Source organism: Kitasatospora humi (genome assembly GCF_020907985.1).
GTDB classification, from domain to species: Bacteria; Actinomycetota; Actinomycetes; order Streptomycetales; family Streptomycetaceae; genus Kitasatospora; species Kitasatospora humi.
This window is the reverse complement of sequence record NZ_JAJJPA010000008.1, coordinates 1-24,345: the sequence shown is the minus strand read 5'-3', so window position 1 is coordinate 24,345 and position 24,345 is coordinate 1. Positions and strand designations below refer to the sequence as shown.

Genomic DNA, 24,345 nt, shown 5'->3' with positions numbered 1-24,345 from the left:
GGGCGGGACGGAGCGCCAACGGGCGCACGGCAAGGTGAGGCCCGGCTATGACCGGGTTGTGACGCGGGAGCGGTGAGCGAGCTCACCGCTCCCGGCTGGTCCGGCTCACCGCTCGCGGTTGGTTCAGACCTCCTGACCAGGCTCGGCGGCGGTCTCCTTGGCCGCCGCCGTCTTCTTGGCGGTCGTCTTCTTCGCGGCGGTGGTCTTGGCCGCCGTGGCCTTCTTCGCCGTCGTGGTCTTCTTGGCCGTCGTGGTCTTCTTGGCGGCCGTCTTCTTGGCAGCGGCGGTCTTGGTCGCGGCCGTCTTGGTCGCGGCGGTCTTCTTGGTGGCCGCCTTCTTCGCGGTCTTCTTGGCCGCCTTCTTCACCGGTCCGCGGGCCCGCTTCTCCGCCAGCAGCTCGTAGCCGCGCTCAGGGGTGATGGTGGCGACGTCGTCGTCCTTGCGGAGCGTCGCATTGGTCTCGCCATCGGTCACGTACGGACCGAACCGGCCGTCCTTGACCACCACCGGGCGCTCGCTGACCGGATCGGTGCCCAGCTCGCGCAGCGGCGGGGCGGCGGCGGCCCGGCCGCGCTGCTTGGGCTGGGCGTAGATCGCCAGCGCCTCTTCCAGGGTGACCGTGAAGATCTGCTCCTCGCTGGTCAGCGAACGCGAGTCGGTCCCCTTCTTCAGGTACGGCCCGTAGCGGCCGTTCTGCGCGGTGATCTCCACGCCCTCGGCGTCGGTGCCGACCACCCGGGGCAGCGCCAGCAGCCGCAGCGCGTCCTCCAGGGTGACGGTGTCCAGCGACATCGTCTTGAAGAGCGAGGCGGTGCGCGGCTTGACCGCGTTCTTGCCGGTCTTCGGGGTGCCCTCGGGCAGCACCTCGGTGACGTACGGACCGTAGCGGCCGTCCTTGGCGACCAGCATGTGGCCGGTCTCCGGGTCGTGGCCCAGCTCGTAGTCGCCGCTGGGCTTGGCCAGCAGCTCCTCGGCCAGCTCCACGGTCAGCTCGTCCGGCGGCAGCTCGTCCGGGATGTCGGCGCGCTGGCCCGGCTGGTCGGCCTCGGCCGAAGCCTTCTCCACGTACGGACCGTAGCGGCCGACCCGCAGGGTGATGTCGTCGCTCAGCCGGAACGAGCTGATCTCCCGGGCGTCGATCGCGCCGAGGTCGGTGACCAGCTCCTTGAGGCCGCCCAGGTGGTCGCCGTCGCCGTTGCCGGCCTCGGCGGCACCGCCGGTGCCCTCGCCCTCACCGAAGTAGAAGCGCTTCAGCCACGGCACCGACTCGGCCTGACCGGCGGCGATCCGGTCGAGGTCGTCCTCCATCTTCGCGGTGAAGTCGTAGTCGACCAGCCGGCCGAAGTGCTTCTCCAGCAGGTTCACCACCGCGAAGGAGAGGAAGGACGGCACCAGGGCCGTGCCCTTCTTGAAGACGTAGCGGCGGTTGATGATGGTGTCGATGATCGACGCGTAGGTGGAGGGACGGCCGATCTCCCGGTCCTCCAGCTCCTTCACCAGCGAGGCCTCGGTGTAGCGGGCCGGCGGCTTGGTCGCGTGGCCCTCCGGCGTGAGCTGCTCGGCGGCCAGCGGGTCGCCCTGGGCCATCTGCGGCAGCCGGCGCTCGCGGTCGTCCAGCTCGGCGTTGGGGTCGTCGGCGCCCTCGACGTACGCCTTGAGGAACCCGTGGAAGGTGATGACCTTGCCGGAGGCCGAGAACTCGACGTCCCGCCCGTCGGCGGCCGTGCCACCGACCCGCACGGTGACCGACTGGCCGACCGCGTCCTTCATCTGGGAGGCGACCGTGCGCATCCAGATCAGCTCGTAGAGCCTGAAGTCGTCGCCGCTCAGGCCGGTCTCGGCCGGAGTGCGGAAGCGGTCGCCGGACGGGCGGATCGCCTCGTGCGCCTCCTGGGCGTTCTTGACCTTGCTCGCGTAGACCCGGGGGGCGTCCGGCAGGTAGTCGGCGCCGTAGAGCTGGGTCACCTGGGCCCGGGCCGCGGCCACCGCGGTCTCGGAGAGCGTGGTGGAGTCGGTGCGCATATAGGTGATGAAGCCGTTCTCGTACAGCTTCTGGGCCACCTGCATGGTCCGCTTGGCGCCGAAGCCCAGCTTGCGGCTGGCCTCCTGCTGCAGCGTGGTGGTGCGGAACGGGGCGTACGGCGAGCGGCGGTACGGCTTGGACTCGACGCTGCGCACGCCGAACGCGGTGCGCTCCAGGGCGGCGGCCAGCGCCCGGGCGGCCGTCTCGTCCAAGTGCAGGGTGTTGGCGGTCTTCAGCCGGCCGTCGGGGCCGAAGTCGCGACCGCTGGCGATCCGCTTGCCGTCCACGCTGGACAGCCGGGCGCCGAAGGTCTCCGGGTCAGCGGAGGCGGGCGACTGGCCGGAGTCGGCCGGGGTGCGGCCGGTGCCGAAGACGGCGACCAGGTCCCAGTACGAGGCCGAGGTGAAGGCGATCCGCTCGCGTTCCCGCTCGACCACCAGGCGGGTGGCCACGGACTGCACCCGGCCCGCCGACAGGCTCGGCATGACCTTCTTCCACAGCACCGGGGAGACCTCGTAGCCGTACAGCCGGTCGAGGATCCGACGGGTCTCCTGGGCATCGACCAGGCGCTGGTTGAGCTGGCGCGGGTTGGCCACCGCCTCCTGGATCGCGGCCTTGGTGATCTCGTGGAAGACCATCCGCTTGACCGGGACCTTGGGCTTGAGCACCTCCTGCAGGTGCCAGGCGATCGCCTCGCCCTCGCGGTCCTCATCGGTGGCGAGGAAGAGCTCGTCCGACTCCGCGAGCAACTGCTTGAGCTTGGTGACCTGGGCCTTCTTCTCGGCGCTGACCACGTAGATGGGGGTGAAGTCGTGCTCGACGTCCACCCCGAGCCGGCGCAGCTCGCCGGTGTACTTGTCCGGCACTTCGGCTGCCGTCTTCGGCAGGTCGCGGATGTGCCCGACGCTCGCCTCGACGATGTAGCCGGGGCCGAGGTAGCCCTTGATCGTCTTCGCCTTGGCGGGCGACTCGACAATGACGAGTCGCTTCCCGCCCTGCGCGGTCTCGCTGCTCGGGGACACCTTCGCTCTTCTCTTCCGGTCGCTTCCTGTGTGCTGGCCGACGGATGGCCGACGCCCGGCACACCACCGCCTGGGGCACCGCAATGCGACGACCCCACCAGCGGAGTGTGACCGTACCCTGGTCACCCTTGTCAAACGGACGGATCCCGCTTTTTCACTGGCAAGGCCGACCGACGCCACTCGAACGGTAACCCGATGATGGACGTTTCCGCCGCGCGGTTATGCCTCTGACCGGGTCGGGAGGCCGTCACAGCGGCAGGAACCGGCCCAATCAGGACACTGCGGCGCCTGTGATGGCCGAGTTCGGCCGTACCGTCCGAGCCGCGGGAAGCCGGCGGCGGGCCGGGTACCGGGGCGGGCGTCGTCGGCGGGGCGGACCGGGTGCTGGGGGCGGGCGTCGGCGGGGCGGCGGCAGGAGGATCAGCGCCGAGGGTTGGGTATCGTCGGCGGACCAGGTCGGACCAGGTGCCGGCTGGACGGCGGCGACAGCGCGGGCGCCGACGGACGGGCACCGACGGTTCGGACCCGGCAGGCGGGCGCCGGGGATCAGCGTCGCAGTGCGATGGCCAGCAGGCTCAGCCCGCCTGCCAGGGAGCTGGTGCCGAGCAGCGTCCAGAAGACGTCCATCGGCAGCGAGGCTGCGGTGCCCAGGCCGGTCAGCACGACTCGGGCCGGGCGGCGCGGGTCGTAGCAGACGCGCACCGAGCTGCCCGGCAGCAGGCCGATCGGCCGGCTCAGCGTGGTGGTACCGCGCGGGCGGGAGAGCAGCACGGCTGCCTCGGTCGGTTCGTCACAGGTCAGCCGCGCGGGCAGCGTGGCGTAGGAGAGCAGCGGAGCCGAGTCGGCCACCTGTCCCTGGGCGGTGTCCGGCACCACCAGGGCGGTCACCGGGACGCCGTTCCGGCGCAACCGGTGGCGCAGGCGCAGCTCCGCCGCGCACCAGAACAGCAGTGCGCCTCCGAAGAGCACCAGTACGCCCCCTGCGACCGTCGCCGGTTCCGCGGCCACCCGTCTCCCTCTCGCCTGCACCCGGGAGCATCCCCGGGCAGCGTGGACCTCCCGGGCAGCCTGGCAAGGCGGGGGCAACCGGAGGCGGAGCGGCCGGGTCCACCAGGGGAACGGGAGGTCACGACTGGGTGAACACGGCTCCCGGCCCGACTTGGGCCGGGGAGGCGCGTGCAGCCGCGCCGTGGCGGACGGCAGGCTGAGGCAGAGGACAGGCTGGGTCGGACGACCGGCCGGGTCGAACGGCTGGCTGAATCGACGAGGGCCAGGTCAGACAGCCTGCTGGGGCAGACGGCAGGCTGGGTCAGACGACAGGCTCGATGAAGCCCTGCTCGATCAGCAGCCGCAGTGACTCGGGCACCCGGTCGCGCAGCCGTGCCCCGTCCTCGTCCAGCAGCTGGGCGATCGCGTCGACGATGTCTCCGGCCGCCAGCGAACCGTCGCAGACGCCGGCGAACCCGGCGCCCACCGTGTCGACCTTGGTGGCCCGGCGCATTCCCCGGCCCTGCCGCAGCACCACGTGCTCCGGGTCCTCCGCACCAGGGGGGCCCACCTGCTCCTGGACCACCTCTTCGGCCAGCAAGTAGCGGGCGGCTAGCAGCGCCGCGTCGTCCTGCTCGCGCAGGAAGTCCTGCCGGGCGAACCAGCGCTCGATGTGCGGGCCGAGCGGCTGCTCGACCGGGTGCGGCCACTCCTCGATGCGCACGGCCGGCTGCTCGGCGCCGGAGTTGCGCAGGGTGATCCAGCCGAAGCCGATGCCCTCCGCGCCCGCCGCTTCGAAGGCGTCCAGCCACTCGTTGTAGCGGGCCTCGTAGACCTCTCGGCCGGCCAGGTGGTCGCCGCCGTCACGCAGCCAGAGTTCCGCGTACTGTGCCACGTCCTGCACCTCGCGCTGGACCACCCAGGCGTCCAGACCGGTACCGGCCACCCAGCCGGCCAGCCGGTCGTGCCAGTCCTCACCCTTGACGTGCTGCCAATTGGCCAGTAGCTGGCAGTAGCCGCCGGGCTCCAGGTGCGCGGCGGCGGACCGCACCACACTGCGGCAGAGCTCGTCGCCGGCCATGCCACCGTCCCGGTAGACGAACCGGCTGCCGGGGGAGATCACGAACGGCGGGTTGGAGAGGATCAGGTCGAACTTCTGGTCGCCGACCGGCTCGAAGAGGCTGCCCTCGACGGTCTCGACGCGGTCGAAGCCGGAGAGCGCCAGGGTCAGTCGGGCGAAGGCCAGCGCCCGCGGGTTGAGATCGGTGGCGGTCACCCGCTGGGCGTGCCGGGCCGCGTGCAGCGCCTGGACGCCGGAGCCGGTGCCCAGGTCGAGGACGGACCGGACCGGACGGCGGACCGCCAGGTTGGCCAGCGTGGTGGAGGCCCCGCCGACCCCCAGAACCAGCTCGCGCCGCGGCACGCCGGCCACGCTGCCGCCGCCACCGATCCCGCCCGCGCCGCCGACCGCGCAGCCGAGGTCGGAAACCACCCAGGCGTCGGCGCTGGCCAGGCCGGCCACCTCGTTGGCGTACGGGCGGACGTCCACCGTGGCCCGGACCAGGTCACCGTCGGCCGTCAGCCAGCCGTCGATCAGGCAGTCCTCGACCGGCAGTGCCGCCGCGGCCGCCGCGTAGGAGGCCGGCTGCTGCAGCAGGAAGAGCCGGATCAGCGTTTCCAGCGGCGTGCCGCCCCGGGTCGCGCGCAGTGCCGGTACCGCTTCGCTGCGGGCCAGCGCCGCGTAGCCGGTCGGGCCGAGGAGGTCGAGGCAGCCGTCAGCGGTGTAGGAGGCGGTCAGGAACGCCTCCCGCAGGCGGGCGAGGCGGTCGGGATCGGGGGTGGGAAGCGTGGTCACCCGCCCATTCTCCCGCCTGCCGGGGCCGCGACCGCCTGCCGGGGTGCGACACGGTCGGCGGTTCGCACCGGCGCGGCGGTTCGGCGGTTCGCGGCGATTCGCGGCGGTTCGGCGGTTCGCGCAGGCGCGGGGTGGGCGCCAGCCGGCAGCGTCAGCGCGGCGAAGCGGAGCCGCTCGGGGAGCCGCTGCCGCCGGCGCTCGGGCTAGCGCTTCCGCTCGGGCTCCCGCTCGGGGAGCCGCCGGCACCCGGGCCGCCACTCGGGGAGCCGGCCGGGGAGCCGCTCGCTGCCGGGCTGCCGCCGGCCGGGACGCCCGGGGAACCGCTGGTCGAGGCAGCCGGCGAGCCGCTGCCGGACGGAGCCGCGTTCGGCGCCGGGCTGCCCGAAGCGTCCGCCGCGGCCCGGCAACCGGGCTGGCGGGCGAACGCCTTGCCCAGGTCGCCGGCCTGCACCTTGGTCATCGCGCCGTTCGACAGCTTGGCCAGCTGCTGCGCCTGGTCACCGATGCTCTTCAGGCCGTCCGCGAACTTTCCCTGGTCGTTGGTGGGCAGCGCGGTGAGCTTCTGCTGCACGTCCTTGAAGCCCTGCGAGGCCTGGTGCAGTTCGTTGACCGCGTCCTGCTGCACCCCGGTGCCGTTGGCGACCTTCGGTGCGCCTGCCTTGCTCATTGCATCGGCGATCTGCTGGTTGCTGGTGCTGAGCTGGCCGAGGTCGCCCGCCAGCCGCTTCTGCAGGTCGGCCGCGGACTCGTTCTGCTTGACCTGGGCGGTGTCGTCCAGGGCGGCGCGGGACTGGGCGACCGGGTCGCGCAGTCCGTCACAGACCTGCTGGGCCCAGCCGTCGAGCGCCTTGCTGTTGTCGCTGCTGTTGTCGCTGCAGGCCGCCGCGCCGGTGGCGAGCACCACCCCGAGCAGCGGAAGGGCGAGCACTCGGCCCGCGCCGCCCGTCCGGAAGCGCCGTGCTCCGTTCCGCCCGCCGTCCACCAGTAGTCGCCCGTCCACCTGGAGAGTCCTCCGTCAGTCGCCATCGGTCCTGAGTGAACCTACCCGACACCCCTCCCCCGACGAGTCCGCCGGCCGGGTCGGTTCCCGCCGACGGGATCCGAGCCGCTCCGGGCCGGGCTTGCGCACTGACCTTCCCCACGAGCCCTGGTCGCGAGGCCGGAGCCGTGGCCCTGAACCGGGGTCGGCCCCGGCGCGAGGACCGCACCGGGGCCGACCTTCTCCGGGTGACCGGGCTCCGGACCGCCGGGCTACGAGTGACCGGGCTACGGACGGCCAAGTCATGGGTAGCCGGACGGCTCAGCCGCCGACTTCCGCGGTGCCGGCGGCAACGGTCGGGGCCTGCCCCGCCACGTCCACGGTGCGCCGCTTGGACGCGGACACCGCGCCCACCACCAGCAGCGCCGCCGCCGCCGCGATCGCACCGCGCAGTCCGGCGCTGGCGTGGGCGCCGTAGCTGAACTTCACGATCGCCGGTGCGATCAGCAACGAGACCAGGTTCATCACCTTGAGCAGCGGGTTGATCGCCGGTCCCGCCGTGTCCTTGAACGGGTCGCCGACCGTGTCACCGATCACCGTGGCCGCGTGTGCCTCACTGCCCTTGCCACCGTGCGCGCCGTCCTCCACCAGCTTCTTGGCGTTGTCCCAGGCGCCGCCGGAGTTGGCCAGGAAAACCGCCATCAGCGTGCCCGCACCGATCGCCCCGGCGAGGTAGCTGCCGAGCGCGCCGACGCCGAGCCCGAAGCCCACCGCGATCGGGGCCAGCACCGCCAGCAGCCCAGGGGTGGCCAGTTCGCGCAGCGCGTCGCGGGTGCAGATGTCGACCACCTTGCCGTACTCGGGGGTCTCGCTGCCGTCCATGATCCCGGGGTGGTCGCGGAACTGCCGGCGCACCTCGAAGACCACCGAACCCGCCGAGCGGGACACCGCGTTGACGGCCAGTCCGGAGAAGAGGAAGACCACCGCCGCGCCCAGCAGCAGGCCGACCAGGTTGTTGGGTTGCGAGATGTCCAGGCTCAGCCCGGCGGGGCTGCCGATCGCAGCGGCACCGCCCGCACGGGTCACCGCCTCACCGATCGCATCGGTGAACGAGCCGAACAGGGCGGTGGCCGCGAGCACTGCTGTGGCGATCGCGATGCCCTTGGTGATCGCCTTGGTGGTGTTGCCCACCGCGTCCAGTTCGGTCAGCACCCGGGCGCCGGCGCCCGCCACCTCGCCGGACATCTCGGCGATGCCCTGGGCGTTGTCCGAGACCGGTCCGAAGGTGTCCATCGCCACGATCACACCGACCGTGGTCAGCAGGCCGGTGCCGGCCAGGGCAACGGCGAACAGTGCCAGCACGATCGAGCCGCCGGCCAGCAAGTAGCAGCCATAGACCGCGGCTCCGATCAACGCCGCCGAGTACACCGCAGACTCCAGGCCCAGCGAGACGCCGGAGAGCACCACCGTGGCCGGGCCGGTCAGCGAGCTGCGTCCGACGTCGCGCACCGGACGCCGGGTGGTCTCGGTGAAGTAGCCGGTCAGCTGCTGGATCAGCACCGCCAGCACGATCCCGATCAGTACGGCGAGCAGTGCGAACAGCCGGGGGTCGCCGCTGTGGGTGGCGATCGCGGACGGCACGTGACGCAGGCCGCCGAATCCGGACGGCAGCACCGTGAACGCCGCCACTGCCACCAGCACCAGCGAGACCGCCGCGGAGAGGAAGAAGCCACGGTTGATCGCCGTCATGCCGCCGCGGTCACGCTCGCGCGGGGCGACCGCGACGATGCCCAGCACCGCCGTGAGCACCCCGATCCCGGGCACGATCAGCGGCAGCACCAGGCCGGTGTCGCCGAACACCGCCCGGCCCAGGACCAGTGCCGCCACCAGGGTCACCGCGTAGGACTCGAACAGGTCGGCCGCCATGCCCGCGCAGTCGCCCACGTTGTCACCGACGTTGTCGGCGATGGTGGCCGCGTTGCGCGGGTCGTCCTCCGGGATGCCCTGCTCGACCTTGCCGACCAGGTCGGCGCCGACGTCGGCCGCCTTGGTGAAGATGCCGCCGCCGACCCGCATGAACATCGCCAGCAACGCGGCACCGAACCCGAAGCCCTCCAACACCCGAGGCGCGTCCGCCCGGTAGACCAGCACCACCACGGCCGCGCCGAGCAGGCCCAGCCCCACGGTGCACATGCCGACAACGCCGCCGGTGCGGAAGGCGATCCGCATCGCGCCGCGCTGCGCCGGGCCTTCCTGGCCCTGCGCCACGCCACGAGCCACCGACGCCACCCGTACGTTGGCCCGGACCGCCAGCCACATGCCCAGGTAGCCGGTGGCAGCCGAGAAGACCGCGCCGACCAGGAAGAAGATCGAACGGCCAAGGCGCTGCGACCAGTTGTCCGCGGGCAGCAGCATCAGCAGGAAGAAGGCGCCGGTCGCGAAGACCGCCAGGGTGCGGAACTGACGGGCCAGATAAGCGTTGGCTCCCTCCTGGACCGCTGCCGCGATCCGCCGCATCGCCGGAGTGCCGGCATCGGCCGCGAGCACCTGTCGCACCAACAGGAAAGCCACGCCGAGCGCGGCGACGGCGATCAGAGCGACCACCACGACCACGATCCGGTTTCCGCCGGTGAGCACCGCGCCACCACTGGAACCGTCGGCCAGAGTGTTCATGATTTGTGGGCGCACCGGTGCTCCTGATCCCAATTCCGGTGCTGTCGTGAATCCCGCCATGCGTCCTCCCCGGTGGCCGGCGCACCGGCCGGTCCGAACGGCGCGCTGCTGGCTCTGGTGGCACAGGCGACCGGGACGGGGGCGACCAGCGCGGGCCGGACCGCCCTGTCCCGGCCGGGCATCCACGAGTGAGTGTAGGAATGCGCAGGGGATTCAAATAGACCGCGGACGGCGGAGAAAAAAGAATCATGAGTGGCAAGCCGAGGATTCCCGGCTTTCGAGCGCCCAGCCGAACCCTCGGGACCGTCCGGCCATCCCGCGACTATCCGGCCGCCTCGGAGTTCACCGGGCACGCCGAGATGCCCCGGCCGCTCCAGAAATCGCCAAGCTCGCCACAAGTCGCCGAATGCGCCAGAATTCGCCGGCCACCCAGGAATGTGCAAGCGCACCGGCACCCGCAGCTGCAGCAAAATTCACAGGTGCCGCTGAATGCGCAGCTGCCGCAGAATGCGCCAGCGGACCATAGTCGGACGTAGACATCAGGGCCGGTACGAGGGCATCAGCAATCGCTGGCGCCTCATCAGACGCACTGGACGCAGCCAGGTTGATGGCGGCCAGGGCAGGGTGGTCCGGTGGTCCCGGCCCAGGTTCGACGCGGCCCGGAGCTGAGGGCGTGGTGGTCCGGGCTCAGGCCGGGTTGATCGGCCAGCTCATTCGGATCAGGCCGCCGTCGTCGTCGCGGCCCACCTCGACTTCCTCCACCAGGCCGGTGATCACTGCCAGGCCCAGTGCGTCGTCGGTTGCATCACCGCCGTCGGCGGCACCCTCGTCGGCGGACGCGGCAAGCTCACTGTGCTCGCCGGCACCGTCGCCGACCTCGATGATGAACCGCTTCTCCTGATCGATCAGTGCCACCCGGACCGCACCGCCCACGCCGCCTTCCTGATGCAGCCCGACGGCGCGCGAGCAAGCCTCTCCGACCGCCAGCCGAACTTCGTCAAGGGCCGACTCACCCACACCGGCGCGTCTGGCCACCGCGGCCGCCACCAGTCGTGCCGTCCGCACGTGTTCGGGAAGGGCGCTGAAGCGCAGTTCGACGGTTGCCATCTCTCCCTCTCGGGGTTTCCCACACTCAGGCGTGCCGGGCGTCGGAGCGGCGCCCAGGCTGTGGCGGAAGCCGCCGGCTGGGAGCCACTGCACGCCCGGCTGTCCTGGGCCGGTCCCAGGGCAGCGAACGGGCCCGGGCCGACCGCACGGCGGCGGGCGGTCCGGGCCACGCCCGATCAGTCAGTCGCCTGGACGGCGTCCTCGATCGAGGTGTGGATCGGGAACACCTTGGTCAGCCCGGTGATCCGGAAAATCTTGAGGATGCGCTCCTGGGTGCAGACCAGGCGCAGCGAACCCTCGTGCGCCCGGACCCGCTTCAAGCCGCCCACCAGGACACCCAGACCGGTCGAGTCCAGGAAGTCCACACCCTCCATGTCGACGACCAGGTGGTAGCTGCCGTCGTTGACGAGCTCGACCAGCTGCTCGCGAAGCTTCGGGGCGGTGTACACATCAATCTCGCCACCAACCCGGACGACCGTGCGGTCGCCTACGGTTTCGGTCGACAGGGTCAGGTCCACGGAACCTCCAGCACCTTGCCTTGCTAGGTCACATTGCGTTCTCTACGGCGAGCCGGACGCACCGGTGGCCGAAACCACCGATCCCGCCCAGACGGTCTCCACCGCCGGTCTCCACCGTATGAACGGTCTCCACCGCATGGTCGAGCGACCGGCCCAGACGCTGCCGGCCCGGCCAACTGGCCGCCACCGCCTCATTCAACCACCTGGCACCATGCCCGCACGATGGCTTGCGGCGATTCTCCGTCACTCCGGTGACACACTGGGTCTCCATGCCGCCCAGCCACCGCCCGCCCGAGGCCCAACTCGACTTCCTGGTCGCCAGCCGGGGCCACTCGGACCAACTCACCCATACGGAGCATCTCCCCGCGCGACGGGGACGCCATGCCCCTTGGCCCGAATCAATCCGACCCGAGATTCGTGCCGCCGCGCTGGAACTCGGCATCCGCCAACCCTGGGTTCATCAGGTCGAGGCGATGCATTTGGCCGAAGCCGGCCAAACTGTGGTGATCGCCACAGGGACCGCCTCGGGCAAGTCGCTCGGCTACCTGGCACCGGTGCTCAGCGAACTGCTGACCGGCACCGAGGCGCCCAACGGCCGCGGCGCGACCGCGCTCTACCTGGCCCCGACCAAGGCGCTCGCCGCCGACCAGCGCCGAAGGGCCGGCGAGTTGGCCCCGGAGCGACTCCGAGCCGCGCTGTACGACGGCGACACCCCGCCGCAAGAGCGCGAATGGGTGCGCCAGTACGCCTCCTACGTGCTGACCAATCCGGACATGCTGCACCGGGGCATCCTGCCCGCCCACCCGCGCTGGTCCTCCTTCCTCAAGACGCTGCGCTACGTGGTGGTGGACGAGTGCCACAGCTACCGCGGTGTCTTCGGCTCCCATGTCGCCCAGGTGCTGCGCCGATTGCGCCGGGTCTGCCGGCGCTACGGCGCTGATCCGGCGTTCCTGCTGGCCTCGGCGACCACAGCCGAACCGGCGGCGACCGCCGAACGCCTCACGGGCCTGCCCGCCCGCGCGGTGACCGAGGACGCCTCACCGCGCGGCGAGATGGTCTTCGCCCTCTGGGAGCCACCGCTGACCGAGCGCGTCGGCGAGCAGGGCGCGCCCGTGCGGCGGACCGCGACCGCCGAGGCCGCCCACTTGCTCACCGACCTGGTGGGGGCCGGCACCCGCACGGTGGCGTTCGTCCGCTCCCGTCGTGCCGCGGAACTGGTCGCGCTGCAGGCCCAGGACAACCTGGAACCGCAACTGGCCAACCGAGTGGCCGCCTACCGCGGCGGCTACCTGCCCGAGGAACGCCGGGCGCTGGAGCGCGACCTGTACTCGGGACGACTGCTCGGTCTGGCTTCCACCTCCGCCCTGGAACTCGGCATCGACGTGGCCGGCCTGGACGCCGTCCTGCTCGCCGGCTTCCCCGGCACTCGAGCCTCGCTCTGGCAGCAGGCGGGACGGGCCGGGCGGGAGGCCCAGGGCGCGCTGGCCGTCCTCATCGCCCGCGACGACCCGCTGGACACCTATCTGGTCCACCACCCCGAGGCCCTGTTCGCCCGACCGGTCGAGGCCACCGTGCTGGACCCCGACAACCCGCACGTCCTTGCGCCCCACCTGTGCGCGGCGGCCGCCGAATTGCCACTCACCGAAGCGGACGTCGAACTGTTCGGGCCGAACGCCGCCGCCCTGCTGCCGGTGCTCGAACGGCGGGGACTGCTGCGCCGCCGGGCGGACGGCGCCTGGTACTGGACCCGACGGGAACGCGCGGCCGACGCCGTCGACCTGCGCGGCACCGGAGGTCCCCCCGTCCAGATCGTCGAGGAGTCCACCGGCCGGCTGCTGGGCACCGTGGACGCAGCCGCCGCGCACAGCGCCGTTCACACCGGCGCCGTCCACCTCCACCAGGGCCGCAGCTACCTGGTGCGCGCGCTGGACCTGGAGCACTCGGTCGCCCTGGTCTTCGCCGCTAATCCTTCCTACACCACCGCCGCTCGGGACATCACCTCCATCTCCGTGATGGCCACCGAGCAGACCGTGGCGTGGGACGAGGGCACCCTGAACTTCGGCTCGGTCGAGGTGGTCAATCAGGTGGTGGGCTACCTGCGCAAGCGCATCGCCACCGGCGAGGTGCTCGGCGAAACCAAACTCGACCTGCCCCCCAGGACTCTGCGCACCAAGGCGGTCTGGTGGACCGTCACCGAGGAGCAACTTCTGGACGCGCTCATCCCGTTCGACCAGCTGCCCGGCGCCGCCCACGCCGCCGAGCACGCCTCGATCGGCCTGCTGCCGCTGTTCGCCACCTGCGACCGGTGGGACATCGGCGGCGTCTCGGTGCCGCTGCACCCGGACACCCAGCTGCCCACGGTCTTCGTCTACGACGGCCATCCGGGCGGCGCCGGCTTCGCCGAGCACGGTTTCCGCCATGCGGTCCGCTGGCTGACCGCGACCCGGGATGCCATCCGAGCCTGCGAGTGCGATCGGGGCTGCCCGTCTTGCGTGCAGTCGCCCAAATGTGGCAATGGGAACGACCCGCTGGACAAGGCCGGTGCGATCCGCCTGCTCAGCGCACTGCTCGCCGGTGCGCCAGTGGAGCCGGCCGAGGAGGTGGGACGCGGCGGGAGCGCGTAGGCAGCCGTGGACGCGGACTCGCCAGGCGCTGCCGAGACCGGGGAGGCGAAGACAGCCACGCGCGCCGGAGGCACTGCCGGCACGGGGAACATGGAGACAGCCGAGGGTGGGGGCGAGGGAGGTCCTGCGGACGTGGGAACCACGGAGACAGCCGACGGTGGGGAGCCGGGAGGTGCTGCCGGCCCCCGGGACGCGGAGGCAGGGGGCGGTTGCGCCGGTTAGCGGGACAGCTCCGGAACGCGGGTGGTCGGCCGAACTGCGGCGGGCGGCCGCATGAAGGCGCTCAGTGGAACGGGGGCCGGCGGCCAAGTGGGACTCACCGGCCGAACGCGGTCGGGTAGCCGATCCGGACAGGAAGGCCCCGATAGGACTGCGTGGACCGTTCCGGTCCGCGGGCCTCGGAGCCGCCGCTTCGAGGGTCGGCAGATCGGGCAGGCCGGCCCCGTCAGTCCAGCCGGGCGCCCAGACCGGGGCCGCTCGCGCTCGCGCGGTAGCCGGCCCCACGGCCAAGCGGATGCCGCCCACCGGTGCGCTGACCTCGACCTCGACGCTGTCGTCCGTGCGGTCCACCGTGCAGGCGACCAGTGTGGTCCGCTGCGCCGCCGCCAGACTCGCCGCCCGGGCGCAGCCGCCGTCGGCATCCACCAGCAGGTGGCCGGCCGCGGCGAGCGCCGCAAGATCGGCGGCTGACTCGGCGCGATGGCGGGCGGCCAGTACCGCCCCGAGGGACAGGGCGAGTCCGAAGACCGCCAAGCCCACCGAAACGAGCCCGATCAGCCACACGCTGGCCGATCCTCGGTCGCGCCCGGATCCCGGAACCGCCGGGTTCACCCTCGCCAGGTCAGACACGGTCATCTCGGAGCCGCTCCCTTCCCGTGCTGTTTGCCTCGTTGGCCGTTTCACTGGCCGCCACGGCCACCGCCGAGACCTTCAGGGGTGCGGCCAGCCGGCCGATCCCCGGGCACGGGGCCTCCACCAGCACGCGAACCGTGTCCGACGACTCGACCACCTCCACGGCCGCTCCCGGCGGTGCCACCTTGCGGGCCTGGTCCGCAGGGTCTGCGTCGCCCCGAGCCGCTGCCCGGGCCGCCACCCTCGCCGCGTCGATGCAGCGCAGTTGGGCGGCGGCCACCAGCACTCCCCAGACCAGCAGCAGCATCAGCGCGATCAGGGCCGGCAGCAGCACGGCCGTCTCCGCCGTGACGTAGCCACCGTCGCGGCGGACGCGACCCGCGACCCCGTCGCGGCGGCGGAGCAGGCCGGGGCGCGCGCCGTCAGAGCGCATGAAGGGCTCGATTCACCAACTCGGTCAGCGCATCGCTCACTGCTCCGCCGGTGATCACCTTGTAGAGAACCCCGGCGAATGCACACGCCGTGACGGTGCCGATGGCGTACTCGGCCGTCGACATACCGGCGTCCGGCAGCGCTGCCCAGCGGTCGTGGGACCGCCGAGCGGTCCGGCGCAACCTCTGGCCCAGCAAGCCCTTGACGCGGGAGAACCGGTGCGACCGCGGCCGGGCCGGAGGCGCGGATCGCCCGGGCGGCGAGGAGGCCTGCTGCTCAGGCAGTGCGCTCCGGCGTGTCGGCGTCGCGGCTGAACGGCCATGGGACGGCAACGGGCAGAAGGTCGCCACCGGCAACCGGGAGAAGGTCGCGACCCGAACCGGCTCATCGCTTGTACGGCTCATGGAAACACTCCGATCTACGAAGATCTACGAAGGTCTGTGAAGGTCTGTGAAGGTCCGCGAATGTCGCGAACTGGATGCCTGCTTGGCTCATGGGCCGCGAGGCGTCAGATCCGAGCGGCGATGGAGGCAACGAGCCCCACCATCACCGGAACGATGCCGATCAGCACGAAGGCCGGGAGGAAGCAGAGGCCCAAGGGCACGGTGGCCAGCACTCCCGCCCGCTTGACCCGGGCGTGCGCGGCCCGCTGGGCGGCGGCGCGGTGGGAGGCGGCAAGTCCCTGGAGCGGCATGGCTGGGGGCGATCCACTGAGTGTGGTCCGGATCAAGCAGCGGGCCAGCGGACCCAGCGGCGCACAGTGTTGTCCGAACCGCTCCCAGCAGGCGGCCGGCGGAGCGCCCAGCGCGATCTCCGCGGCCACGGCGGACAGTCGGCCCTCCATCGGTTCGCCGACAGTCCGCGCCACCGCCTCCGCCGCCTGCTCCGGCGATGCGGTCGACCCCAAGCAGGCCGCCAACAGGTCGGCAGTGAGCGGCAGTTGGGACAGCAATTGTCCGTCCTCACGGGCCTGTCGCTGGGCGATCGTGGGGCGCGGTGACGGCAGTCGACGGCGCAGCAGCACGGCAGTCGCCACCCCAGCGGGCAGTCCGAGCAGCCCCGGAACGATCCAGGCCACCACCGCGCCGGAGAGTACGGATACCGCCACCACCGGGTCGATCCGCTTGCCCGTCCGCCAGCCGCTCAGGCGCTTGGCCACCCAGCCAGGGCGGAGGGATACCCCCGACGCCGCCACCCGAACTGCCCTGCGGCGAGCGGCCCGGCGCCCACACCAGCGCCGGATCACCATGGCCGCAGCCACGATCAGCTCGGCGAGTGTCACCCCAACCGCCAGTCCCACCAGCCACATGGGAGGTGCGGTAGCAGCGCCCGAGTTCGGGCCGAGAAAGGCACCCATCACCATGCCTCCGCCCCGCCACCGATGCCGGCGACCAGCTGCCTTTCCCGTAGCGCTCCGGTACGGGCCCGACGGCGCTCCAGGGGGCGGCCGGGGCCGGGTCGGCGTGATCGCAGGTGGCTGCCCCGCAGCACCGACCGACGGCCTGGCCGGGAGGGTCGAGGGGGCTTCGACCAGCGGTCCGGCACGGGTCGCTGAGCGGAGCTTGTGGTACCGCCGGCCTGAACTCCGAGGTCGGCCATCGCCTCCCGGACGATCCGCCCTGTCCACACCAGACCCGTGATCTCCAGAAGTACACCGGTCACCAGGCATCCCACACCGAGTGGAGTGCCCAGCAGGATCCGCAACGGTCCAGCGCCCAGCGCTGTCCCCAGGGCCAATCCGACGGCTGGCAGTGCCGCGAGAACGATGGCCGTGGTGCGGGGGCCCGCCAGCTCACCGCTGACCTCCTCGCGGAGGGCGCGGTCCGCTCGGAGTGCCTCGGCCACCCGGTCGAGGGCGACCGCTAGGCCGCTCCCGCTGTCCGCCGTCACCTGCCAGCACGCCGCGATCGCATTGGCGCCGCCACCGCCGGGCAGGGTGGCGAGCCAGCGCAGCGCAGCGGGCACATCGGCCCCGTAGCGGACCGCCGCCAGCCGGGCCGCCGCCTCCGGACCGAGGCGGCGCAGCACGTCATCGGAGTGTTCGGCCACGGCGTCGAGCGCCTGCTCAGGGGTCGCCCCGCTGCGGAGTTCGGCCGCCAAGGCCGCGCAGAGCTCGATCACCGCCGCGGCTCGCTCCCTCGCCCGCCGGTCGGCCCGCTGCCGCAGCCGCCACCGACGGCAGGGCAGGAGCAGCATCGCCGCGCCGACCAGCGGCACCACCGAGTTCCACTGCCAACCGGCGAGCGCTCCGCACGGCAACAGGAGGACTTCCGGCACCAGCCTCCGCGGCAACGGCCACGGCTCGCCCTGGGACCGCTGCCCGAACCGACCAGCCAGTCGACCCGGCAGGCGCCCCGCCCACCGCGCTGCCCATGACCCGCCCACCGGCTGCGCCAGCACCACCGCGATCCGCCGCGACCGACGGGCCCGCCGGTCGAGCCTGGTCCGCCCGAGGGCGGCAGCCGCGCCCAGCAGCGCGATCGACAGCAGAGGCAGCAGACGTCCGTTCATCGGTTCCCCCAGCGGTGCATCACGCCGCGGGCGGCGCAGAGCCGCACCAACCGGTCCCAGCCGGGCCCGCAGCTCACCAAGCCGTCCGACCGGAAGATCACGGCGGGTGCGGTGACCGCCAGACCGGACGAGTTGCGGTCCAGGGTGTGGAGCTCGGCCACCCGGCGCCTGCCGCTGCGGCGGTCGCGACTGAGGTGGATCACCAGATCGAGACCCGCCAACAGCTGGCTGTGCAGGGCGGGGCGCCGCAGTCCAGCCATCGACCCGAGGGCTTCGAGGCGGGCCGGCACATCGGCCGCCGCATTCGCGTGCACCGTGCCGCAGCCGCCCTCGTGCCCGGTGTTGAGCGCGCTCAACAGATCGAGCACCTCGGCGCCCCGCACCTCGCCCACCACCAGCCGGTCGGGCCGCATGCGCAAGGCCTGCCGGACCAAGTCCCGCATGGTCAGCTCGCCCAGGCCCTCCTGGTTGGGCGGCCGGCCCTGCAGCCGGACCACGTGCGGATGGTCCGGCAGGAGCTCCGCGGAGTCCTCAGCGATGACGATCCGCTCTCCGGGGCCGGCCATTCCGAGCAGGGCAGCGAGCAGGGTGGTCTTGCCCGAGCCGGTCCCGCCGGACACCAGGTAGGAGAGCCGGGCCCGCACGATGCCGAGCAGCAGGTCGGCGCCGGTCTGCGGAATGGCCCGGGCCGCCACCAACTCACCCAAGGTGAAGGGACGCGGGCGACAGATCCGCAACGAGATGTGGGTGCAGCCGGTCGCGATGGGCGGAAGCACCGCGTGCAGTCTGGTGCCGTCGGGCAGTCGGCCGTCGACCCACGGCCGGGCGTCGTCCAGCCGGCGGCCCGCCACCGTGGCGAGTCGGTGCGCGAGGTGCCGCACCGCTTCGGCGTTGGGGAAGCGGATCGAGGTCTCCCGGCACAGCCCCTCACCCCGGTCGACCCAGATCTCGTCGGGACCGTTGACCAGGACGTCCGTCACACCGGGGGCCCTGAGCAGTTCGTCCAGCGGACCGGCACCGACGAGTTCCGAGCGGAGCGCACGCACCGCGTCCAGCACCGAGTCACCGTCCAGCGACGGTCGGGCCGCCCGGACCGCGGCCGCGACTTCCGACGCGGTCGGCGGAGCACCGGCCTCGGCCAGGCGCAGCCGGACCGCGTCGAGCAGCGCGGTGGTTCGTTCCGGTGAGCCGCCGGGGCCGGCGGACGGGCCGGCGCCCGTGCGGCGGCGCAGCGCCGGCAGCGCGGATCGGCCAGGCGCACGGTCGGGTCTGGCCAACCGGCCATGGTGCTGGGGCGGGCGACCCGGGGGCGTGGTGGCGGCGTTCATGAAGGGGTTCCTCCTTCGCTGAGTGGCAGTACTTGGCCCAAGTAGGCGGTGCAGAAGCGGGCGAGCGGGCCGTGGCCACGCACTCCGGGCGGGCGGCCGTGCTCCGTGTCGGCCGCGAGACCGGTCTCGTCGGGGATCTCGCCGGCCAGCCGCAGTCCCAGCCCCTGGGCGATCTCGGCGCCGTCCAGACCGACCCGTCCGGATCGGCGGACCACCGCCCGCAGATCGGTTAGCCGCATCCCGGCGGCGGCCGCAGTCCGGCGGGCCGCGGCCATCGCGCGCAGTTCGGCCGGCACCACCAACAGGCCGGTGTCGGCCTGCTCCAGTGCCTGGGAGGCGGCCGGCTCCGGTCGGCGCGGCAGGTCGACGACCACCAGGCCGCCCCGCCGCCGGGCGGCCGCCAGGACGCCGCGCATGGCCTCGGCCGGGATGGCGGTGGTCTCGCCGCGATCCCAGGAGAGCAGGTGGAGTCCGTGTGGCCGGGGCAGCGAGCGAGTCAGCTCCGCCCCGTCGAGCCGGCCCCGCACGGTGGCGAGGTCGGGCCAGCGCAGCCCGTCGGCTGCCTCGGCGCCGAGCAGTACGTCCAGCCCGCCACCGAGCGGGTCACCGTCGATGAGGGTGGTGCGGTGACCGGCCCTGGCCGCTGTGACGGCCAGCGCGCAGGCGAGGGTCGAGGCGCCGGCACCGCCGCATCCGCCGAGGACCGCGACCGTCAGCGCCGGGGTGATCACGCCCTCCAGTGCGTCCGCGATCCGGTCCAGCAGCCAGGCCTGCGCGTCGGGCAGGAAGAGGACCTGCTCGGCACCGAGGTACACGCCGCGCACCCAGATGTCGCAGTCGTCGAGGTCCAGGCCGCACAGCAGCACGCCCGGTCTCCTGGTGAGGCCGGCGCACTGCTCGGCCTGGTCGTCGCCGACCAGCACCAGCGGCGCGGAGTCCCAGAGCTGCGGCGGCGGCACGCCGGCGCAGACCTGCGGTTCGGTGCCGACCGCGGCGCAGAGCCGAAGCAAGTGCTCGGTCAGCTCCTCGTCCCGGGTGAGCACCAACGGGACCGGGCGGACCGGCCGAGCGGAACCGGATTCGCTGGGGTGAACGATTGACGGCGGCACGGCTTTCTCCCCTACTGGCTTTTGACATCCCGTCAGCAGCAGTCGCTGCGGCGGACTGCTGCCACCGTGCCGCGCGGATCGGATTCCGTCAGCGGGGTCTCGAATCCCTGTGGATAACCCGGGGGGTGTGGATATCCACACTCACCCGGACGGCCCGCCTCACCCTTCCGGGCACATGCCATCAGCACAGTTGACGACAATCTCAAGCCTTGTCGGAGTGCCGTCAGGACGATTACTCAGAGTAGCGAATCAAGGGTCGTGGACTTCCCGCCGACCTCGCTGTGAACGCCTCCCCCAGCACCCCCGAAGAGCCCCGCGGCAACACGGCTGAACTCGAAAACGGGCCCGGACATGCGACGACCCCCGCCGGGGGGGAGAGCGGGGGTCGTCTATCCACGGCCCGACTCGGGGGGGAGGAGCCGGACCGGGTTAGCACGGTCGCGAACGATCCGTGACTTCCATGGTGTACCCGACAGGCCAGAAACACAAACCAGCAGGCACCCGAGTCCACCGAATGGCGGCCTGAACAGAACCGCCATCTATCCTCGGTTCCTGTGGACACCACCGAGAACGCCGACATCGCCAACGGTGCCGAGAACTCCGGACCGGACGCCGCACCGAATCCCGCCACAAGTGCCCGAGCCGCTGGCCGGCCGTCGCCGGCACCGGCCGCATCGGTCGACCATGCCGACGGCGCCCGACCGGCCCGCACCGCGGCGTTCTTCGACCTCGACAAGACGATCATCGCGAAGTCGAGCGCCCTGGCCTTCAGCCGACCGTTCTACCAGGGCGGCTTGATCAACCGTCGAACCGTGCTCAAGAGCGCCTATGCGCAGTTCGTCTTCCTGGTCGGCGGCGCCGACCACGATCAGATGGAGAAGATGCGCGCGTACCTCTCCGCCATGACCAGGGGCTGGAACGTCCAGCAGGTACGCGAAATCGTCGCCGAGACGCTGCACGGGCTGATCAACCCGCTGATCTACGAGGAGGCCGCCGCGCTGATCGCCCAGCACCACGCGGCCGGCCGCGACGTGGTGATCGTCAGCAGTTCCGGCTCCGAGGTGGTGGAGCCGATCGGCGCGCTGCTCGGCGCGGACCACGTGATCGCCACCCGGATGCGGATCGAGGACGGCTGCTACACCGGCGAGATCGAGTACTACGCCTACGCGGACAACAAGGCAGCTTCCATCCGCGAACTGGCCGCACGCCGAGGTTACGAACTCGCCGACTGCTACGCCTACAGCGACTCGATCACCGATCTGCCACTGCTGGAGGCGGTCGGCCGTCCGTCCGCCGTCAACCCGGACCGCGGCCTGCGCAAGGAGGCCACGGCCCGCGACTGGCCGATCCTCTACTTCGACCGGCCGATCGAACTCCACCGCCGGCTACCGGAGTTCAAGTCGCCGAGCGGAATGACGCTGACCGCCGTGGCGATCGGCACCGCCTGCCTGACCGCCGGCCTGCTCTGGCAGCTGGCCAGGCGCCGACGCCCCGAAGCCTGAGCCCCGTTGCAGGCCTCGGAGCCTGAATCGCCCAGGCGCGAAGTCACACATTCTCACTAAAACGGACAAAAGGTAAAGTCTTCGCCATTCGAGTTCCGTTTGCCCGCGATCCGAGATACAAAGGACTCACGGCCCGCGAGACCCGGAAGGACCGAAGAGGTCATACCGACACCGCAGTTCAGGCCCCACGGACCGCGTACAACTTCTGAGTACCCACGTGCAGCCGACCCGCTGATCGGGCCGCCGCACCAGGCGAACGGGCAGGATCCCCGCCTGATGGGCACATCCGGTGCACGCATGGTCATTCGGAAGGATGTACCAGCGGCGACATCAGCAGTCGGGATGTCGCCGCATCCCTCTGTCGAGGCAGCGGGGCGCGCGGCGACCGCCCTTCGGTGCCCGCCCTCGGAGCCGGCCGCCTTGGAACGGGCCCTGGACCGGGCCCTCTGATCAGACCATGCCCCGCTGCATCGCCTCGCAGACGGCCGTGCTCTCCCGCACGCCGAGGCCGACGGCCCGCCCGCCGTGTGCGATCCAGGCGGCCATCCCCTCGGGCGTCCCGGAAAGGTAGCCCGCCAGCGCGTCCCGGTACGTGGCCGTGCCGAGCTCGAACAGGCCGACCTCGACCGGGCAGATCGCCTTCGGGTCCAGGCCGTCGGCGATCAGCACCAGCCGCTGCGCCGCCCTGGCCACCAGCCCGTTGTGGCTGCGGAACGGCCGCAGCGCGAGCAGCTCGCCGTGCACCACCGCGGCGGCCACCAGCGCCGGCGCGCCCTGCTCGGCCCCGCCCGCACCGGCACGGGCCACCAGCAGCCGGGCCAACTGGTCGAGCCGGGCCGCCACCTCGGCCGGCGGCGGCGCCTCGGGCAGCCGCGCACCACCGACCACCGGCGGCTCGGCCGCGGCATCCTCGCCTTCCCGGGCGGGCAGGTCCAGGGGGAACAGCTCCTCCGCCGTCTCGCCGGCCTGGCGCGGCCTCCCGGCCGCTGGATCGGCGTCCCCGACCGCCAGCAGGTGCAGGCGGGCCAGCACCTGCAGCGGGGAGGTCCGCCAGACGCTCAGCAGCTGGCCGACCTCGGCCGAGATCCGCAGCGCCGCACCGATGACCCGATCCTCGGCGCCGGCACTGAAGTCACTGCGGCGCCGCACCTCCTCCAGCGGCCAGTCGACCCCGGCGAGGGCCGCGGAGGCGCGGGCGCCACGCAGCGCGGCCTCGGAGGTGACTTCGGGCGCACGGCGACGCATCACCCGGTGCCCGTAGAGCCGGTCAACGGCCTTGCGGACCTCGGCGACGGACTCGGGCACCCCGGGCAGCTCGGCAAGCGGGGCCAGCGGATCAGTTCCAGTGCTCACCTACCCGAGAGTAACGACCCCTCGCGACCGACCTCCACCGCAACCCCCGCATCACCCGTTCGAGGCAATCCGCACCTTCTCTCGGGCGGCGGTACTCCGGCTCGGACTACCATGAGCCCTATCGAAGACGATAACGATTACCAACAAGGCGCCCTGTGCGGTGATCGACGGAGCGAGAGCCGGGAGTCCAGATGAAGATCGCCTTCGTCGGCAAGGGCGGGAGTGGCAAGACCACGCTGTCCGCGCTGTTCATCCGCCACCTGGCCGCGGCGGGTCGGCCGGTGATCGCCGTCGACGCCGACATCAACCAGCACCTGGGCCCGGCCCTCGGCCTGACGGACGAGCAGGCCGCGCGGCTGCCTGCCCTGGGGGCCCACCTGCCGCAGATCAAGGAGTACCTGCGGGGCGGCAATCCCCGGATCCCCTCCGCCGACCTGATGATCAAGACCACGCCGCCCGGCGAAGGCTCGCGCCTGCTGCGGATCGTCGAAGAGAACCCGATCTACGCGGCCTGCGCCCGCCCGGTGGCGCTGGACGAGGGATCGGTCCGCCTGATGGTCACCGGCGTCTTCACCGAGGAGGACCTCGGCGTCGCCTGCTACCACTCCAAGGTCGGCGCGGTCGAGCTGCTGCTCAACCACCTGGTCGACGGGCCGGGCGAGTACCTGGTGACCGACATGACCGCCGGCTCCGACTCGTTCGCCTCCGGGCTCTTCACCCGGTTCGACCTGACCTTCCTGATCGCCGAGCCGACCCGCAAGGGCATCTCGGTCTACCGGCAGTACAAGGAGTACGCGCGGGACTTCGGCGTCGCGCTGCGCGTGGTCGGCAACAAGGTGCAGAGCACCGACGACCTGGCCTACCTGAGGCGCGAGGTCGGGGACGACCTGCTGGCCGCCTTCGGCCACTCGGACTGGGTCCGCCGCCTGGAGCAGGGCGACGAACCACGGCTGAGCTTCCTGGAGGCGGACAACCGGGCCGTCCTGGGCGTGCTGCAGCAGGCCGCGGACGCCGCCTTCGAGGCACGGGATCCGCGCCGCTACACGGAGCAGGCCGTCCACTTCCACTTGCGCAACGCGGAGAGCTGGGGCAACGCCAAGGCCGGCACCGATCTGGCCGCACAGGTCGACCCGGAGTTCACGCTTCCCCCGGTTGCCGCCCACGTGTCCGCGGCGCCGGACGACACGAGCCAGGCGACCGCGGGAGTCTGAGGCCGGCTCACGCAGTTGCGGTCAGCGGCGCCCAAGGGGCGGCGCCCACACCATTCCGGTGCGGGCGCCGCCCCCTTCGCCATTCCAGGGCATCTTCTCGGGCCGGTCACGCCCTCGAGAACACCGGCGGAGCGCCGGGGGCGCCACATCATCCCCATGCGCCACCCAGCCGAGTGAATGTGATCGCCAGGACTCCCGCCCTCCCACCTGCTGTGCGAAGCTTCCATTACCGATCATTTACCAACTCTTGGTGCTGAGG

17 protein-coding genes and 1 pseudogene are annotated in these 24,345 nt (G+C 72.2%); 3 read left to right on the top strand and 15 right to left on the bottom strand.

Annotated features, from left to right (window positions below; all coding sequences use genetic code 11):
- Positions 1–123: 123 nt before the first annotated feature.
- The 7 genes from topA to LN042_RS10605 form a co-directional block, all read right to left on the bottom strand.
- Entirely contained in the window at positions 124–3,045 is a 2,922-nt protein-coding gene (topA, locus tag LN042_RS10635; protein WP_230050829.1) for a type I DNA topoisomerase, read from the bottom strand.
- A gap of 546 nt (positions 3,046–3,591) precedes the next feature.
- Positions 3,592–4,053, bottom strand: coding sequence for a DUF3592 domain-containing protein (locus LN042_RS10630; RefSeq protein WP_230050828.1), 462 nt, complete (start codon positions 4,051–4,053; stop codon positions 3,592–3,594).
- Between the two features lie 301 nt (positions 4,054–4,354).
- The gene (locus LN042_RS10625) at positions 4,355–5,887 is read right to left on the bottom strand and encodes a DUF7059 domain-containing protein (protein ID WP_230050826.1); all 1,533 of its coding nucleotides are present in this window, start codon (positions 5,885–5,887) and stop codon (positions 4,355–4,357) included.
- Positions 5,888–6,038: 151 nt separating this feature from the next.
- Positions 6,039–6,887: a hypothetical protein gene (locus LN042_RS10620; protein ID WP_230050824.1), complete on the bottom strand. Its 849-nt coding sequence runs from the start codon at positions 6,885–6,887 to the stop codon at positions 6,039–6,041.
- Positions 6,888–7,187: 300 nt separating this feature from the next.
- Positions 7,188–9,539 carry a sodium-translocating pyrophosphatase gene (locus LN042_RS10615; protein ID WP_230051086.1) on the bottom strand — a complete coding sequence of 784 codons (2,352 nt, stop codon included), beginning with the start codon at positions 9,537–9,539 and terminating at the stop codon, positions 7,188–7,190.
- Between the two features lie 687 nt (positions 9,540–10,226).
- Entirely contained in the window at positions 10,227–10,646 is a 420-nt protein-coding gene (locus tag LN042_RS10610) for an ATP-binding protein (RefSeq protein WP_230050822.1), read from the bottom strand.
- Positions 10,647–10,822: 176 nt separating this feature from the next.
- Entirely contained in the window at positions 10,823–11,164 is a 342-nt protein-coding gene (locus LN042_RS10605) for an STAS domain-containing protein (RefSeq protein WP_230050821.1), read from the bottom strand.
- A gap of 269 nt (positions 11,165–11,433) precedes the next feature.
- Here LN042_RS10605 and sftH point away from each other — a divergent pair, with 269 nt between their 5' ends.
- Positions 11,434–13,788: a DEAD/DEAH box helicase gene (sftH, locus tag LN042_RS10600; protein WP_230050819.1), complete on the top strand. Its 2,355-nt coding sequence runs from the start codon at positions 11,434–11,436 to the stop codon at positions 13,786–13,788.
- Between the two features lie 480 nt (positions 13,789–14,268).
- On the opposite strand, the pseudogene LN042_RS10595 reads toward sftH, so the two are convergent.
- From LN042_RS10595 to ssd, 7 genes and pseudogenes are all read right to left on the bottom strand, one after another.
- Positions 14,269–14,643, bottom strand: a pseudogene (locus tag LN042_RS10595) (Rv3654c family TadE-like protein); the annotation flags it as partial.
- Positions 14,630–15,073, bottom strand: coding sequence for a TadE family type IV pilus minor pilin (locus LN042_RS10590; RefSeq protein ID WP_230050817.1), 444 nt, complete (start codon positions 15,071–15,073; stop codon positions 14,630–14,632). The gene LN042_RS10590 and the pseudogene LN042_RS10595, both read right to left, overlap by 14 nt.
- On the bottom strand, positions 15,063–15,254 hold the full coding sequence (locus tag LN042_RS10585; protein ID WP_372495715.1) for a DUF4244 domain-containing protein: 192 nt from the start codon (positions 15,252–15,254) through the stop codon (positions 15,063–15,065). The genes LN042_RS10590 and LN042_RS10585 overlap by 11 nt, the downstream gene beginning before the upstream one ends.
- Before the next feature lie 326 nt (positions 15,255–15,580).
- Entirely contained in the window at positions 15,581–16,231 is a 651-nt protein-coding gene (locus tag LN042_RS10580) for a type II secretion system F family protein (RefSeq protein WP_230050816.1), read from the bottom strand.
- A gap of 197 nt (positions 16,232–16,428) precedes the next feature.
- The gene (locus LN042_RS10575) at positions 16,429–17,583 is read right to left on the bottom strand and encodes a type II secretion system F family protein (RefSeq protein ID WP_230050814.1); all 1,155 of its coding nucleotides are present in this window, start codon (positions 17,581–17,583) and stop codon (positions 16,429–16,431) included.
- The gene (locus LN042_RS10570; RefSeq protein ID WP_372495714.1) at positions 17,580–18,815 is read right to left on the bottom strand and encodes a TadA family conjugal transfer-associated ATPase; all 1,236 of its coding nucleotides are present in this window, start codon (positions 18,813–18,815) and stop codon (positions 17,580–17,582) included. Before LN042_RS10570 ends, LN042_RS10575 begins: the two co-directional genes overlap by 4 nt.
- 92 nt (positions 18,816–18,907) lie before the next feature.
- Complete coding sequence (ssd, locus tag LN042_RS10565) at positions 18,908–20,008, bottom strand: septum site-determining protein Ssd (RefSeq protein ID WP_230051084.1); 1,101 nt, start codon at positions 20,006–20,008, stop codon at positions 18,908–18,910.
- Positions 20,009–20,574: 566 nt separating this feature from the next.
- Between ssd and LN042_RS10560 the strand changes: the two genes are divergently transcribed.
- Complete coding sequence (locus tag LN042_RS10560) at positions 20,575–21,522, top strand: HAD family hydrolase (RefSeq protein ID WP_308191789.1); 948 nt, start codon at positions 20,575–20,577, stop codon at positions 21,520–21,522.
- A gap of 450 nt (positions 21,523–21,972) precedes the next feature.
- Here LN042_RS10560 and LN042_RS10555 read toward each other — a convergent pair whose 3' ends face one another.
- On the bottom strand, positions 21,973–22,875 hold the full coding sequence (locus tag LN042_RS10555) for a Fic family protein (RefSeq protein ID WP_230050812.1): 903 nt from the start codon (positions 22,873–22,875) through the stop codon (positions 21,973–21,975).
- A 191-nt stretch (positions 22,876–23,066) separates the two neighbouring features.
- Between LN042_RS10555 and LN042_RS10550 the strand changes: the two genes are divergently transcribed.
- Positions 23,067–24,086, top strand: coding sequence for an ATP-binding protein (locus tag LN042_RS10550; protein ID WP_230050810.1), 1,020 nt, complete (start codon positions 23,067–23,069; stop codon positions 24,084–24,086).
- The last annotated feature ends 259 nt before the right edge of the window (positions 24,087–24,345 follow it).